The sequence below is a fragment of the Amycolatopsis ponsaeliensis genome, assembly GCF_030182635.1.
GTDB lineage: Bacteria > Actinomycetota > Actinomycetes > Mycobacteriales > Pseudonocardiaceae > Amycolatopsis > Amycolatopsis ponsaeliensis.
The window spans coordinates 1-14,854 of sequence record NZ_JAPZLD010000019.1 but is presented as its reverse complement, the minus strand read 5'-3'; the positions used below and the strand labels follow the sequence as shown (position 1 = coordinate 14,854).

Below are 14,854 nucleotides of genomic sequence, written 5' to 3'. Positions count from 1 at the left end.
GAAACCGTACCGGCTACCCGAGCAGGGCGAGCACCTGCAGTTCTCCGACGAGCCCGCCGATCACCGCGCCGACCGCGATGAGCTTCCACTCGTCCTGCCGGAACGCCGGCCGCAGCAGCTGCTCGAACTCCAGCGCGCTCAGCTTCTTCATCCGGTCGACGATCGTGTTGCGCACGTCGAGCGCGTTGATCGCGTAGTTCTCGGCGTACCGGATCGTCTCCGGGACGCGCTCCGCGGCCTTCGCGGCCGCCGTCTGCTTCAGCTCCTGGAACTTCCGCGTCCCGACGGCGATGGCGACGAACGGCTTGACGACGCTCGCCTGCGCGTCGATCGTCTTCTGCACTTCGCGGCTGATCATCGCGAACAGCCGGTCGGACTTCGGCCCGCGCAGCACCGCTTCCAGCAGGTTCGGGATGGTGATGATCTCGCGCGCGATCATGTCGCCGTAGTCGGCGGCGACCTGGTCACGGCGTTTCTGGAAGACGCCCTGCCAGGTGTAGACGCCGAAGAACCGGCGCGGCTCACGCGGCAGGAAGATCATCTTGAGGGCGAGCCAGTCGGTGAACCAGCCGATGAGCAGGCCGAACACCGGCAGCACGATCGGCGACTTCGTCAGCGCCCACACCACCAGCTGCACACAGCCGAGGATGAACCCGAACCAGATGCCCGAGCGGGCGATGAACCGCATCTCGGGGCGGGAGATGTCGCGGATCAGCCGGTTGAGCAGCGCCTTGTCGCGGACGAGGTTCGTCACGACCATGTGCTGCAGGTCGAGGACGTCCTCGATGTTGTCGGCGATCTCCCGCATGATCTTGGTGATCGCCTTCGGCGCCTCGGCCTGGACGCGCTTGAGCAGCAGCTGCTGCGCGCCGTTCGGCAGCACCTCCCACAGCCGCGGCTGGTAGGTCTCCATCACCTCGCGCGTGACGTCCTCGACGACCCGCAGCAGCGGCTGCTCGATCTCCTTCGCGACCTGCGCCGGGTCGAGCCGGGCGAAGATCTCCTTGGGGTCGACGAGGTTGGTCGTCAGCATCTCGGTGGCCGTCGCCGCCATGCGCTCGGCGTTCGCCGGCAGCACGCCCTGCCAGCCGAGGAACGGCTTGATCCCGGTGAACTCGAGCGGCCGGAACATCATCTCGATGGCGACGCGCTTGGTGACGTAGCCGATCAGCGCCGCGATGAACGGCATGGTGACGTACACCTGCCAGTGCGTGCCGAAGTCCACCCGCGCACGCTATCGGCCCTTGATCAGTGCAGCAGGAGCAGCACCTGGAGTTCACCCACCAGCCCGCCGATGACCGCGCCGACCGCGATGAGCTTCCATTCGTCCTGCTTGAAGGCCGGACGCAGGATGCCTTCGAACTCCAGCGGCGTCAGCTGCTGCATCTTGTCGACGATCGTGTTGCGGACGTCGAGCGCGCCGGTGGCGTAGCTCTCGACGTGTTTCACCGTTTCGGGGAGGTAGGCGATGGCCTTCTCGGCGGCCGCGCGCTTCATCTCCTGGTACTGCTTGCCGCCGATGGTCAGCGCGACGAGCGGCTTGGCGATGCTCGCCTGCGCGTCGATTGTCCGCTGCACCTCGCGGGTGACCAGCGCGAACAGCTTGTCCGCGCGCGGCCCGGTGAGCACGGCCTCCATCACGTTCCGCACGGTGAGGACCTCGTCGGCGATCAGCGCGCCGTAGTCGGCGGCGACCTCCTGGCGGCGCTTCTGGAACATGCCCTGCCAGCGGAAGAAGCCGAAGCCGCGGGGCTCACGCGGGTAGAAGATCATCTTGAGGGCGAGCCAGTCCGTGACGAAGCCCGTGACGAAACCGAAGATCGGCATGATCAGCGGCTGTTTCGTCAGCGCCCAGGCGACGAACTGGACGAGCCCGATCACGAACCCGAACCAGATGCCCGAGCGCGCGATGAACTTGAACTCGGGTGCGGCGACCTCGCGGATGAGCCGGCACGTCAGCGACTTGTCGCGGACCATCGCGTTGATGAGCATGTCGTTGACGTCGAGGACGTCGTCGATGTTGGTCGAGACCTCCCGCAGCAGCCGCTTGACGACCTCGGGTGCCTGCGCGCGGACCTGGTCGACGAGCAGTTGCTGCGCCCGCGCCGGCAGCAGTTCCCACAGGCGTGGCTGGTGGGTCTCCATGACCTCGCGCGTGACGTCTTCGACGGCCTTGAGCAGGGGCCCTTCGAGCTCTTTGACCATTTCCTCGGGATCGAGCCGGGAGAAGATCTCCTGCGGGTCGACGAGGTTGCGGGTCAGCAGATCGACGGCGGTGGTGGCCATTCGCCGAGAGTTGGCCGGGATCACGCCCTGCCAGCCGAGGAACGGCCGGACGCCGGTGAACTCGAGGGGCCGGAACATCATCTCGATGGCGACGCGCTTGGTGAGGTAGCCGATCAGGGCGGCGATGAGCGGCATGGTGGCGTAGACGTGCCAGTGCGCGCCGATGTCCGCGAGGATCGCCGATGTGTCCAAAGTGGCCTCCCCCGCGTCAACCGCTGGTCAACAGAGGTCAGGATGCCATGTGTGACGGGGGGTTCCCAAATTCGTGATGCATCCGTTTGGCGGTACAGACGAACGGGCCCCGGATCATTAGGGTGGCCCGCATGGTCGCGCCTGAGAAGTCCCAGTCCACCTCGAAGACATTCGCCGTGGGTGTCCGCGGCTACAACCAGCGTCAGGTCGACGAGCGTCTCGCCGAGCTGACCAAGGAGGTCCGCGACGCGGCGCGCAGCCGCGACGAGTCCGCCGCGACGGCGTCGGATCTGTCGAAGGCTCTCGCGTACGCGCAGAAGGAGCTGGCCGAGACGAAGGCCGCCCTCGCGCGGATGAGCGCCAGCCCGTCCGGCGCCGGCGCGATGGCCGAGCGCGTCCGGATGATGATGCAGCTCGCGGAAGAGGAGATCGCCGACCTGCGCTCGGCGGCGGAGGCCGACGCGGCGTCCACGCGCGAACAGGCGGACAAGTACGCGCACGAGACCCGCCGCACGGCCGACAAGCTGGCGAAGGACGCGGAAGAGGAGCGCGCCCGCCTGAAGTCGGAGGCGAAGGGCGAGATCGAGAAGCTGAACGCGGCGGCGGGCGCGAAGCGGGTCGAGCTGGCCGCGGCGGCCGAGCGGGCCCGCAAGGAAGCGGACGTGGCAGCCGAGGCGGCTGCGGCGGAGGCCCGTGCGGAGGCGGACCGGGTCGCGGCGGAGGAGCTGGCGGCGCGGAAGAAGTCGTTCGACGAGGAGCACGCGAAGAAGAAGCAGGAGACCGAGGCGGCGTTGGAGTCGGCTCGGGCTTCGCAGGCGACGGCGGATCAGAACCGGAAGCTGGCCTTGGACCTGCGGTCGAAGGTCGCCGAGCGGATCGCGGCGACGGATGTGGCGGTCCAGGAGGCCATGCGGTTGCTGGCACCGGTCGAGGAGGCTCCTTCGGCTGGGAACGGAGACCGCAAGCCGGCTCCGGCCCCTGCCGCGAAGGCCCCCGCCGCTCCGGCGAAGGCCCCGGCCGCTCCCGCAGCCCCGGCGAAGACTCCGGCTGCTCCTCCCGCAGCCCCGGCGAAGGCCTGAACTTCCCAGACGCCGGCGCCCCTCGGATCTTCGAGGGGCGCCGGGCCAATCTCGGGCGCCGGTGATGTCTTGAATGAGTCATTCAGGTCGTCGGACGACCTGAATGACTCATTCAAGACGTTTGAGGCGCCGCGCACCGCAAGTCCGCGGTGGCGAACCGCACAAATCCCCCGGCCGGGGAAGTGGCCGAAGCTCGTGGGTGGCTGGCAGTCTGCATGGCAGCTGCTTGATCACCCACGAGACGACGGGACCCGCGCATGATCCTCGAGACCGAGCGGGCCGCCGTCTGCGCCTACGCGCGCCGGATGGTCGGGGACGGCCTCGTCGTCGGGACCTCCGGGAACGTCTCGGTGCGGGCCGGGGACCTCGTCGCCGTCACCCCGACCGGCGTCCCCTACTCCAGCATGACCCCGGGCGACGTCGCCGTCGTCGACCTCGGCGGCCAGGTCGTCGACGGGGCGCTCAAGCCGACCAGTGAACTGCCGATGCACCTGTCCGTCTACTGGGACGTGCGCGATCCCGACCGCGAGCCCGTCACCGCCGTCGTCCACACGCACTCGCCGCACGCCACCGCCGTCTCGACCCTCGTGCGCGAGGTGCCGCCGATCCACTACATCCTCGCCACGATCGGCCCCTCCGTGCGCGTCGCGCGCTACGCCACTTACGGCACTCCCGAGCTCGCCGCGGCCGTCCTCGACGCCCTGGAGGGGCGCCGCGGCTGTCTGATGGCCAACCACGGCACCCTCACCTACGGCGACGGCCTCGAGGCCGCCTACCAGCGGGCCCAGCAGCTCGAGTGGGCCTGCCGCGTCTGGCTGCTCGCGCAGAGCGCCGGCCGGCCGAACCTGCTGCCGCCGCCCGAAGTGGCCAACGTCGTCGACCGGCTCCGGGGATACGGCCAGAGCTAGGACGCCAGCGCGTCGACGGCGTGGACCGCGTCCAGCAGCTCCGCCACCGTCGGGTCGTCGACCGCCTCCTTGATGCACTGCCACAGCTGGAGGTTCGCCATCGCCCAGCGCGAGTACGTCGCCGCCGCCTCGGGGTTGTAGAAGTAGTACCCCTCGTCGTGGACGTCGCACTGCTCGCCGACGATCTTGTGCGCCAGCTCGCGCAGGCTCAGCCCGTTCTCGCGCAGGTACCGGTGCGCGAGCACCACCGGCGTCACCGGCAGCGCCTTGAACAGCGTGTCCGCGTCGCTCAAGGCCTGTGCCTCCAGCGAAATGTCACGGCCGCGCGTGGCCATTTCGGCTTCGTCGATGATGCTGTCGATCCAGCGCGCCACGTCGCCCGGGACCCCGCACTCCGTGAGGATCTCGAGCCGCAGGCTCCGGCCCGCCGCCGCGGGCGAGTTGCGGAGCACCAGGTAGTTGACGTCGTGCACCAGCGCCGCGACCTCGACGACGGCGAGGTCGGCGCCGTTGTGCTCGGCGAAACCGGCCGCCTTCGCGCGGACGAAGCTCACGTGGTGCCAGCCGTGGAACGGCAGCCGTTCGGCATAGCGGCGGCATAGCCGGTGAACCCGGTTTTCGACGGCGTCGACGATGACATGGTCGATCGTGCTTTCCTGCGTGCGCATACACCTCTCCGATCCCGGCCGTGGTGTTCAGACGGGTGGAGTAATGGTAAGCGCCGCTGACGCCGGTGTGTAGCTAGATGCGGTCGGCCAATTCCCCCAATCGGACCTCTACCGGAACGTGACGATGGCCGATTCCCGTGGCGGGGTCGAAAGAAAGGCTGAAACTGCTCACCGGGCGTGATTTCACGAGGAACGTCATCGTGCCGTCGGCCGCTTCGGGGATGCGGTGGAATTCGTCGGCCAGCATGGTGATGCTGGTCCCGGCGCCGCACACGGTGCTGCGCCGCCTTCTCGCGGAACTGATCAAGCCGGTGTCGGCGTCGATCGTCGTCTCGTACTTCTCGTGGCGGTAGTCGCCCCGGAGAATGGTGGTGCAGAAGTGGTACCTGTGGTTGTGCACGGAATCCGCGTACCCCTCCCGCCAGTCCTCCTGCGCCTTGTATTCGTGCAGCCAGAAGGAAAACGCGTCGGACGGCGAATCGAGCAGGCACCAGGCGAAGTGCGTCGTCGTTTCCCGGGACGAGCGCAGTACTTTCACGGATTCCGCGGTGGAGAGCGTGCGAAGCTGCGAGCGCAGTTCGTCGCGCAGGCCGGACTGGGCGGCCCAGGGGCGGAACCACTCGTCGACCGCGAGCCAGTCGGCGGCGAGCGGGTTCCGGGCCGTGCGCAGGCGCGTGGCCAGTTCGGACAGGGGGGACAGGCGGGTGAGCAAGGTCAGCTCCCTAGCTCGGCGACTTCGGAGAACTCCGTGCGGAAGGCGTGGAACTTGCTTTCCAGCTCACGGAACTGCTCCTCGGACAAGGGGGATCCGGTGATCTTTTCGAACAGCGCCAGGAAATCCGTCCGCGTCGTCGCGGACGTGATGCGGAAGTGGCGGCCGGTCCGGGACTGCGAGACGCGCACGAACTCGGCGCGCTCCATGTTGTAGAGGAAGGAACCTTCGGTGAACCGCAGGGTCCGCGGGTACAGCTTCGTGGCGCCGCGGACGTCGCTGTAGAGCGACACCCACACGCTGTCGTCGAACATTTCCAGCCGGTCCAGCGGCGGGTCGGCGACCACGGTGATGTCGACCTGCGCGCAGCGGCTGCGCGCCAGGAAGAGGCCGACGAGCCCGATCCGGATCTCTTCGTCGAGCCGGGTCTGGATTTGTTCCGAGTCGACGTCGCCCGCTTCGCGGCGCAGCAGGTAGCGGGCACGCCCGCTGATCGCGCCGGCGTCACGCGGGTCGGCGATGACGGCCCGGAGTTCGCGTTCGGTGCGGGAAAGCAGCAGGCGGGCGGCCGCGTGCCGCCCGGAGAAGCCGCGGAAGAAGTACTGCCGGGTCGCGTCGAGGTCGGCCATCAGCGCCCGGTTGAACGCGGGGTCGGGGTCGGTGGTCGCCTCGAACACGTCGGTGGGGAAGAACTCCTTGTTCAGCGCGCGGTATTCGGAGCTCAGGTCTTCCAGCGCGCGCCGGCTTTCCTCGATCACCGGGGTCACCAGCGCCTTCTGCGAAGCGCTGGCGGTGATCAGCGTGGTGCCGAACCCCACGATCGCGGAGATCAGGGTGCCGGTGCCCAGCGACGTCACCAGGTTCTTCCCGGTGCCGGGGTCCATCAGGCCGGCGAGCCACAGGCTGAGGCCGGCGACGACGACGAGCACCGTGAGGAGCAAGCTCGTCCTGGTCCAGAAGATCTCCTGCAGTGGGGTACGGCGGCGGGATCCGCCATCCGCGGCCACTTGCTTCACCTCCCTCGAACCACCCGAACGGACGAATGCCCAAAGTGTCTGTTCGAGTGCGGGGAGTCACTTTACGCGCCTGACGGGACCCGCGAAATAAGAAGTTCGGGGGACAGGGCTGACGGACAGACGTCACTCTCGGCAATAATTAACCAGGTTGCCGAGTTTTCCGAAAATCGCGAAAAACCCGGCTCAAAGGGCGGCCGGGAGGCCGTTTTCGTACCAGCCCGGGCCGGGCTCGGTGGTCATCAGGAAATCGACGACGACCGGTGCGGGCGCCGGGTGGATCTCCGGGTGATCACGTTCGCCGCGCGCGAAGTCCACCGGCCAGGCCAGTTTCTCCTCGCCGAGCGAAAACTCCCCGCCGGCACCCGTCCGGTTGCCGCGGGCATCGAGGCGCGACCACCTGCCGTGCAGGTACACGGCATTCAGCCCGTGCAGCGCGGAGAGCTCCTGGTAGCAGAACCCGGCCGGGATCCCTTGTGCGCGCAGCAAAGCGGCGAGCAGGTGTGCCTTCGCGTGACAGATCCCGACGCGCTCGCGCAGGACGTCCGACGCCCGCCAGGTGACACGCGGATCGCCCGCGTCGATCACGTGCTCGACCTCGTCCCGGACGAAGAGGAACGCGGCTTTCGCGCGCTCGACGGGATCTTTGGCAGCGGGTGCCAGGGCTTCGACTTGGGCGCGGATCGAGGGGTGCTCGTGATCGACGACGGCGTCCGCGGCGAGGTAGTCGCTCAGCCGAACGGACGTGGGCGACGGAACAGGACTCATCCGGCCATCGTGACAGGCTCGGCCATTCGGGCGAGAGCCATTTTCGGTGGCTGCGACGCTCCGCGTTCGCCGGCTACGGAACGTAGAAGTCGGGCGGAAAGCCGGTCCAGCGCAGCTCTGCGGGCAGGTGGCTCAGGTCGTTGTACGTCAGCAGTGCCGCCGGCCGGCCTGGCGAGTACCGGATGACGGTGAGCCCCGCGTTCGCGTGGTTCAGCGCGAGCCACCGCCAGCGCGGCGCGTCCTGGGAGGCACTCACGAGCCAGCCGACGAGGAAGTTGTGCGTGACGACGACGTCGTAGCGCGGCTCGGTCGCCGGCACCGGCCCGGTGAACCGACGCTCGGCCTCGGCGGCGAGCTCTTCGTCGGCCGGTGGGTGCTGGCGGGCGAACGCGAGCAGGAGGTCCCCGGAAGTCTCGGGGAGTTCCTCGCGCTTCGGCAGGTACGGGACGAAGTCGCCCGCGGCCTCTTCTTCGTGGACCGCGACCCCGGGTAGCTGGGCGGCCATCAGCTGGGCGGTCTCGGTCGCGCGCGGCAGCGGTCCGTGGTGGATGGCCGTGACCGGTACGTCGCGCAGGCGCCGGCCGAGGAGGACCGCTTGGCGTTGCCCGGCTTCGGTGAGCATGCCGTTGGGCGCCGCCTCGCCGTGGCGGGTGAGGAAGAGGAACCGGGTCGCGAGCATCAGGCGACGGGCACGAGCGCGCCTTCGGGGCTGTGGCTCGGTGCGAACCGGGCCACCAGCCGGACCGGCGCGGGGTGCGGCGGCACGATGGTCGAGGCGAACGGGGTGATCGTGTGGTCGTGGCCGCTGTTCGTGTGCAGGTGGACGCTGACGTGGACGTTGCGGTCGGCGGGGATCTCGAAGGAGACCGAACCCCAGGAGACGATGTATTGGCGGCCGTCGATGCTGGCGATCGGGGCGTACGCGCGGACGGTGTGGCCCAGGTGGGGGATTTCCATCGCGAGCAGGCGGCGGGGGCCGTCGTGGTGGTCGACGTAGGGGATCACGCCGGGCACCTTGGCGAGATCGGTCGGCTCGGTCATCCCTGTTGCCTTTCTGACTGGTCGCCGATCATGCTGCCAGGTCGGCACCAGCGGCGTGTGCGTTCCCTGCCAGTCGGGGGCGCGACGCTCGGCACATGACGATCAAGCTGAAGCCCGGAAGCACCGTGATGTTCACCGGCGACTCGATCACCGACCTTTGGCGGCCACCGGGGGAGGATCGGTGCGGCTATCCGCTGCTGGTCGCTGGTGAGTGGTGCTTCCGGCACCCTGGGTGTCCGGTGACCTGGCTGAACACCGGGCATGCCGGCGACAAGGTGATGGACCTTGAAGCCCGGTGGGAGGAGGTGCTGGACGCGCGTCCGGACGTCGTGTCGATCCTCGTCGGGGCCAATGACATGGGGTGGCACACGTTGGACCCTCGTGGGCGGGTGATTCCGGTTGAGGAGTTCGCGGCTTGTTACGGCCGTCTGCTTGCTCCGCTCGCGTCGTTGGGGACGGAACTGATTCTTGTCGAGCCTTTCCTGGTGCCGGTCAAGGGCGTTGTCGAGCGCGTGCTTCATGGTGTTGACGGGGAGCGGGTTGTTGTCATCGATGACGCGGTGCGTGAGGAATGGCGTGGTGATTTGGACGCGAAGATCCGGGCGGTTCGGGAGTTGGCTGGGGAGTACGGTGCTCATCTTCTTGCCGCGGACCGGATGTTCGCTTCGGTGGTGGGTGAGGATCCGGGGCGTTGGTCTGAGGATGGGATTCATCCGACTCCGGCTGGGCATGGGGCTCTCGCTGAAGCTTGGTTGCGTCTTGTTGTTTGAGTAACCCCAACGGCCCGAATGGCGGCTCTCGTCAGAATTGGTAATACAAGAATGGGCTGAATGTTCCCGTTGCTATCAAGATTGCCGCGTACAGCAATCCCACCGTCATCACGCCTATGCGCAATGCCGTTGCCGGTTTGCTTCTTGATGACTCCAGGAGCGGTCCTGTTACCGGGTGGGCCGGCAGCAGGAACACCGCCAGCGCTGCCAGGAGCAGTACCAGCCTCTGGTTCGTGAATGCCTCCGCGACTCCTGTGCCCAGGCCGTCGAAGTCGGGGAGCAGCATGTGGCCGATCATCGATAGGGCGTGGCCGAGGTCCGCTGATCTGAAGAACACCCAGCCGAACACCACCAGGAGCATCGTCAGTGCTCGGCGCAGGTAGCGCTTCCAGCGCACCGCCGGGTCGAGGTCGAGGCCGAAGCGGCGCTCGATCACCAGCAATGCTCCGTGGTAGCAGCCCCACACCAGGAACGTCCACTGCGCTCCGTGCCAGAAGCCCGTCAACACGAACACGATGCAGAGGTTCCGGTAGGTGCGCGCCGCGCCGTGGCGGTTGCCGCCCAGGGGGATGTACACGTAGTCGCGGAACCAGCGGCTCAAGCTCATGTGCCAGCGGCGCCAGAACTCCGTGATTGTCACCGATGAGTACGGCCTGGCGAAGTTCTCCGGCAACCTGAAACCCAGCATGCGGCCCAGGCCGATCGCCATGTCCGAATAGCCCGAGAAGTCGAAGAACAGCTGGAGCGTGTAGCCGATCGCGCCCAGCCACGCCGTCGCGAAAGTCATCTGGTCCGGGGGCACCTTGAAACACGCCTCGACCAGGGGGCTCAGCGAGTCGGCGATGATCGTCTTCTTGCACAGACCCAACGCGAACCGGGGGAAGCCGGCCGCCAGGTCGTCGAGGCGGTGGGACCGCAGCTGGGGCAGCTGGTCGGCGATCTCGCGGTAGCGGACGATCGGGCCCGCCACCAGCTGCGGGAACATCGCGATGTACGCCGCGAACGACACCGGGTTGCGCAGCGCCTGCCGCTCACCCCGGTAGATGTCGACCACGTACGAAATGTGGTGGAACGTGTAGAACGAGATGCCGATCGGCACCACCAGGCTCGCCACCGGCACGCTGCCGCCGAACCAGTGCGCGACGGCCGCGATCTGCTGCGTCGCGAACCCGGCGTACTTCCAGATCAGCAGCACCGTGACGTCGAGCGACACCACCGCGATGAGGATCTTGCGCCGGCGGCCGCCGTTGAGGTCGAACGGGTCCGGGGCCAGCAGCGGGCCGGCCAGGAAGTTGACGACCATGCAGCCGAGCAGCAGGAACACGAACGGCCCGGCGCCGATCGAGTAGAACAGCAGGCTGCCGACCGCGACGATGCCGTTTCGCCACGTCCGGGGGCACACCAGCACGGCGATGAGCACCGCCGGCATGAAGTACCACAGGAACAGTGGCGAAACGAACGACATCGGGTCCCCTCGAGTTATCCGACGGTGACCTTAACCCGACTGGGTGGTGGTGTCAGACCCGACCGGCGAGACGGCGGCGTCGCGCCACCTCGGCCAGCAGCACACCCGCCGCCACCGACGCGTTGAGCGACTCCACGCCCGCCGCCATCGGGATCGACACCGTCGCGTCGCACGTCTCGCGCACCAGGCGCGACAGGCCGCGGCCCTCCGAGCCCAGCACGATCACCAGCGGGTCCGCCGCCAGCGCGAGCTCGTCGATGTCCACCGAGCCGTCGGCGTCCAGGCCGACCAGCATCAGGCCGTCGTTCGCCCACGCCTTGAGCTGGCGCGTCAGGTTGGTCGCCACCGCGATCGGCAGCTTCGCCGCCGTGCCGGCGCTCGTCCGCCATGCCACCGCCGTCATGCCCGCGCTGCGCCGCTCCGGCAGCAGCACGCCGTGGGCGCCGAACGCGGCCGCCGAACGGATCACCGCGCCCAGGTTCCGCGGGTCGGTCACGCCGTCGAGCGCGACGAACAGCGGCACCTCGCCCGAGTTGCGGGCCGCCGCCATCAGGTCGTCCGGGTGGGCGTACTCGAACGGCGGGACCTGCAGGCCCAGGCCCTGGTGCACAGCCCGGTTGGTCTTGCGGTCCAGCTCCTCGCGCGGGATCTCCAGGATCGAGATGCCCTTGTCACCGGCCAGCCGGACGGCGTCGTTCACGCGGTCGTCGATCTCGATGTTCAGCGCGACGTACAGCGCGGTCGCGGGGACGCCCGCGCGCAGGGCCTCGACCACCGGGTTGCGCCCGGCGATCAGCTCCGGCTTGTCGGCCTTCTTCTGCCGGGCCTGGTCGCGCTTGGCCTGGGCGTTGTTCTGGCGGTAGGCCTTGTGCCCGGGGCGGTCCTCCGCCTTCGGGGTCGGGCCCTTGCCTTCGAGGGCCTTGCGGCGCTGACCGCCCGAGCCGACGACGGCACCCTTCTTGGTGCCCGTCTTGCGGATCGCGCCCTGGCGCCGCGAATTGCCTGCCATGGTGAAAGTTTCCTTGCTGTGTAACGGGATCAGTCGGACTTGACTGTCCACTGAGGACCGTTGGGGGTGTCCTCCACCACGATGCCCGCCTGCTGGAGGCGGTCACGGGCGGCGTCCGCGCGGGCGAAGTCCTTCTCGGCGCGGGCCTGCTGGCGCTCGGCCAGCAGCCCTTCGACGATCCGGGACAAAGCCTCTTTGGTGGGCGTGTCGGAACCGCCCGCCTCCGACCAGCGCGCGGACAGCGGGTCGAGGCCGAGCACGTCGGTCATCGCGCGGACGGCCGCGGCGAATTCGAGTGCCTTGGAGGTGTCGCCCGCGTCGAGGGCGGCGTTACCGTCCCGGACCGTGGTGTGGACCACGGCGAACGCCTGCGGGGTGGCCAGGTCGTCGTCGAGCGCCGCGGCGAACCCGTCCGGGATCGTGCCCAGCGTCACCTCGCCCGACTGCGCGACGCGACGCAGGAACGTTTCGATCCGCCGGTAGCCCTGCGCGGCCTCGGACAGCGCGCCGTCGGAGTACTCGATCGTCGACCGGTAGTGCGGCTGCACCAGGTAGTAGCGCAGCTCCGGCGCCCGGTAGCGCTCCAGCATCGACGGGATCGACACGGTGTTGCCGAGCGACTTCGACATCTTCTCGCCCGACATGGTCACCCAGGCGTTGTGCAGCCAGAACCGCGCGAAGGCGTCGCCCGCCGCGTTCGACTGGGCGCGCTCGTTCTCGTGGTGCGGGAAGACGAGGTCGATGCCGCCGCCGTGGATGTCGAACTCCGCGCCGAGGTACGACGTCGCCATCGCCGAGCACTCCAGGTGCCAGCCCGGCCGGCCGTGTCCCCACGGCGTCGGCCACGACGGCTCGCCCGGCTTCGCGCTCTTCCACATGGTGAAGTCGCGCGGGTCGCGCTTGCCGCGGGTCGGCGTCTCGCCCTGCTGGACGTCCTCGAGGACCTGGCCGGACAGCTTGCCGTACTCGTCGAACGACTTGACCGAGAAGTAGACGTCGCCGTCCGCGACGTAGCCGTGGCCCGCCTCGATGAGGCGCTCCATCAGCTCGACCATCTGGGTGACGTGCCCGGTCGCGCGCGGGTTGACCGACGGCGGGAGGCAGCCCAGCTGCTCGTACGCGGTCTCGAAGGCGCGCTCGTGCGTCGCGCCCCACTCCCACCAGGGCCTGCCGGCTTCGGTGGCCTTGGTCAGGATCTTGTCGTCGATGTCCGTGACGTTGCGGACCAGCAGCACGTCCAGTCCACTGTGGACGAGCCAGCGGCGCAGGACGTCGTAGTTCAGGACGCCGCGGACGTGCCCGATGTGCGGAACGCCCTGCACGGTGGCACCACACACGTAGATCGACGCCGTTCCGCTACGGACGGGGTGGAACTCCCGCACGCTCCGGGTCGCTGTGTCGAAAAGGTGAAGGGCCACCCTGAAAGGGTACGGGGTGGGCGTGAGCGATGTCGCAGCCCCTCAGGCGACGCCGTGGGTGCGCAGTGCCGTGAGCAGGGCGTCCGGCCGTTCGGCGGTGGGCAGCGGGTCGACCAGCGCGAACTCGCAGCCGAGCGCGCGGGCGCCGCCGTCGGCCTCCTCGCTGTCGCCGACCATCAGTGTGCCGGTGGCCGGGACACCGAGGGCCTGCACGGCCTTGCGGAAGATCTCCAGCTCCGGCTTGATGGCGCCGACCTCGAAGGACAGCACGAACTCGTCGACGTAGGCGTCCCACCCGCGCGCGGTGAAGGCCGGCCGGATGTCGAAGGCGATGTTGCTCAGCACGCCCACCTTGAGCCCCCGCTCGGCGGCGGCCTTCAGCGCGGCTTCGGTGTCCGGGTACGGCGTCCACTGGCTGGGATCGATGAGCCGGTTGTAGAGGGCCTCGGCCTGGTCGGCGTGCGGGACGCCGGACTTCTTGAGCACCTCGAGGTAGACCTTCCGGTGCAGCCCGGGGTCGCGGTCGCGGTGGTGCCAGGCGTGCACGTGCTCGGCGTCGAGCTCGACGACCTGCCCGACGGGGGCGGTCATCCGGCGCATCAGCTCGGCCTGCGCCTCGATGTCGAGCGGCGTGCCCTCGTGGTCGGTCAGTTCGGCGAGCCAGGACTCGTCCTGCTCGAGCCGGAAGAGCGTGCCGGAGAAGTCGAACAACACCGCCCTGATCGTCATGGTTTCCAGCCTAACGGGATCGTCAGGCCGAATGCCCTGTGATGTGTTCGGGAACAACACGCACGAGCACGCGCACGACTTCCGGCGGCTCGGGCGGGAAGACGGTGCCGGTGTACTTGCGGGCGAGCTCGTCGTTGAGTTCGCGGCCGCCCTCGACGGTGACCTCGGCGCGCCCGCGGATCTCGACGTAGTTCTCCGGATCAGCCAGGTCGAAGACGGAGAGCGACACCCGCGGGTCGCGGCGGATGTTGCGCTCCTTGCGCCGGCCCTGGACGGTCACGAAGACCACGGTGTCGCCATCGCGGCGCGCCCAGACGACGGAGCTCTGCGGCGAGCCGTCGGCGTTGGTGGTGGCGACGACCGGGTAGTTCTTGCCGTCGAGCAGGGCTCTGGTGGCCTCGTTGAACGTCATGGTTCAGACCTTATTTGACGTTCCCGGCGACCTTCTCGACGTGGAGGCGGACGATGACGCGCTCGGTCTCGGGGCCTTCGGGCGGCGGGTCCTGGGCGAGGTACTCGTGGCTGAGGGCCTGCCTGGACCGGTGGTGATCGTCACGGTGCTGCGCAGCTGAGTGCGACGGTAGGGATTGGCGGCGTCGGTGATGGAGGCGCTCACGGGCGGGTCGCGGCGCAGGTTTGCGCAGACTTTGGGGGCCGGGCCGCCCCGCAGACAGCCCCCGCCCTCCGGCGGTTTCTAGGGTTGGTTGCAACACCTGAGTTTTCAGGAGTTGCCTCTTGTCCAGACGGGATCGAGACCGGGCTTTGAGCCGGACCGTGTGTAGTCCTGATCGGCGTG

17 protein-coding genes are annotated in these 14,854 nt (G+C 68.6%); 4 read left to right on the top strand and 13 right to left on the bottom strand.

From position 1 onward, the window contains the following. Window positions 1–13 precede the first annotated feature (13 nt). Complete coding sequence (locus QQ657_RS26780) at window positions 14–1,189, bottom strand: DUF445 domain-containing protein (protein WP_284745180.1); 1,176 nt, start codon at window positions 1,187–1,189, stop codon at window positions 14–16. Between the two features lie 59 nt (window positions 1,190–1,248). Beyond that, window positions 1,249–2,478 carry a DUF445 family protein gene (locus QQ657_RS26775; RefSeq protein ID WP_284745017.1) on the bottom strand — a complete coding sequence of 410 codons (1,230 nt, stop codon included), beginning with the start codon at window positions 2,476–2,478 and terminating at the stop codon, window positions 1,249–1,251. Window positions 2,479–2,609: 131 nt separating this feature from the next. On the opposite strand from QQ657_RS26775, the gene QQ657_RS26770 reads away from it, so the two are divergent. Continuing rightward, the gene (locus QQ657_RS26770; RefSeq protein ID WP_284745016.1) at window positions 2,610–3,557 is read left to right on the top strand and encodes a hypothetical protein; all 948 of its coding nucleotides are present in this window, start codon (window positions 2,610–2,612) and stop codon (window positions 3,555–3,557) included. A gap of 257 nt (window positions 3,558–3,814) precedes the next feature. Then, the gene (locus QQ657_RS26765; protein ID WP_284745015.1) at window positions 3,815–4,465 is read left to right on the top strand and encodes a class II aldolase/adducin family protein; all 651 of its coding nucleotides are present in this window, start codon (window positions 3,815–3,817) and stop codon (window positions 4,463–4,465) included. On the opposite strand, the gene QQ657_RS26760 is transcribed toward QQ657_RS26765, so the two are convergent. From QQ657_RS26760 to QQ657_RS26735, 6 genes are all read right to left on the bottom strand, one after another. Next, a complete protein-coding gene (locus QQ657_RS26760; RefSeq protein ID WP_284745014.1) occupies window positions 4,462–5,133 on the bottom strand; it encodes an HD domain-containing protein in 672 nt (223 codons plus the stop codon). The two genes, QQ657_RS26765 and QQ657_RS26760, sit on opposite strands and share 4 nt — an antisense overlap. A 73-nt stretch (window positions 5,134–5,206) precedes the next feature. Next, a complete protein-coding gene (locus QQ657_RS26755) occupies window positions 5,207–5,845 on the bottom strand; it encodes a hypothetical protein (RefSeq protein ID WP_284745013.1) in 639 nt (212 codons plus the stop codon). Window positions 5,846–5,847: 2 nt separating this feature from the next. Further along, on the bottom strand, window positions 5,848–6,861 hold the full coding sequence (locus QQ657_RS26750; protein WP_284745012.1) for a hypothetical protein: 1,014 nt from the start codon (window positions 6,859–6,861) through the stop codon (window positions 5,848–5,850). A 183-nt stretch (window positions 6,862–7,044) separates the two neighbouring features. Next, a complete protein-coding gene (locus tag QQ657_RS26745; RefSeq protein ID WP_284745011.1) occupies window positions 7,045–7,626 on the bottom strand; it encodes a transglutaminase-like domain-containing protein in 582 nt (193 codons plus the stop codon). Window positions 7,627–7,699: 73 nt separating this feature from the next. Then, complete coding sequence (locus QQ657_RS26740; RefSeq protein ID WP_284745010.1) at window positions 7,700–8,305, bottom strand: histidine phosphatase family protein; 606 nt, start codon at window positions 8,303–8,305, stop codon at window positions 7,700–7,702. Further along, entirely contained in the window at window positions 8,305–8,667 is a 363-nt protein-coding gene (locus tag QQ657_RS26735) for a hypothetical protein (RefSeq protein WP_284745009.1), read from the bottom strand. Before QQ657_RS26735 ends, QQ657_RS26740 begins: the two co-directional genes overlap by 1 nt. Window positions 8,668–8,762: 95 nt before the next feature. On the opposite strand from QQ657_RS26735, the gene QQ657_RS26730 reads away from it, so the two are divergent. Beyond that, complete coding sequence (locus QQ657_RS26730; protein ID WP_284745008.1) at window positions 8,763–9,437, top strand: SGNH/GDSL hydrolase family protein; 675 nt, start codon at window positions 8,763–8,765, stop codon at window positions 9,435–9,437. Between the two features lie 31 nt (window positions 9,438–9,468). Here QQ657_RS26730 and QQ657_RS26725 read toward each other — a convergent pair whose 3' ends face one another. The 5 genes from QQ657_RS26725 to QQ657_RS26705 are packed head-to-tail and all read right to left on the bottom strand — an operon-like array spanning window position 9,469 to window position 14,470. Further along, window positions 9,469–10,902: an MBOAT family O-acyltransferase gene (locus QQ657_RS26725; RefSeq protein ID WP_284745007.1), complete on the bottom strand. Its 1,434-nt coding sequence runs from the start codon at window positions 10,900–10,902 to the stop codon at window positions 9,469–9,471. A 52-nt stretch (window positions 10,903–10,954) separates the two neighbouring features. After that, complete coding sequence (gene rlmB / locus QQ657_RS26720; protein ID WP_284745006.1) at window positions 10,955–11,911, bottom strand: 23S rRNA (guanosine(2251)-2'-O)-methyltransferase RlmB; 957 nt, start codon at window positions 11,909–11,911, stop codon at window positions 10,955–10,957. 29 nt (window positions 11,912–11,940) lie between these two features. Continuing rightward, a complete protein-coding gene (gene cysS, locus QQ657_RS26715; protein WP_284745005.1) occupies window positions 11,941–13,329 on the bottom strand; it encodes a cysteine--tRNA ligase in 1,389 nt (462 codons plus the stop codon). A gap of 42 nt (window positions 13,330–13,371) precedes the next feature. Then, window positions 13,372–14,058 carry an HAD family hydrolase gene (locus tag QQ657_RS26710; RefSeq protein ID WP_284745004.1) on the bottom strand — a complete coding sequence of 229 codons (687 nt, stop codon included), beginning with the start codon at window positions 14,056–14,058 and terminating at the stop codon, window positions 13,372–13,374. A 22-nt stretch (window positions 14,059–14,080) separates the two neighbouring features. Beyond that, entirely contained in the window at window positions 14,081–14,470 is a 390-nt protein-coding gene (locus QQ657_RS26705) for a PPOX class F420-dependent oxidoreductase (RefSeq protein ID WP_284745003.1), read from the bottom strand. Between QQ657_RS26705 and QQ657_RS26700 the strand changes: the two genes are divergently transcribed. Then, entirely contained in the window at window positions 14,451–14,630 is a 180-nt protein-coding gene (locus QQ657_RS26700) for a hypothetical protein (RefSeq protein WP_284745002.1), read from the top strand. The two genes, QQ657_RS26705 and QQ657_RS26700, sit on opposite strands and share 20 nt — an antisense overlap. Window positions 14,631–14,854 lie beyond the last annotated feature (224 nt).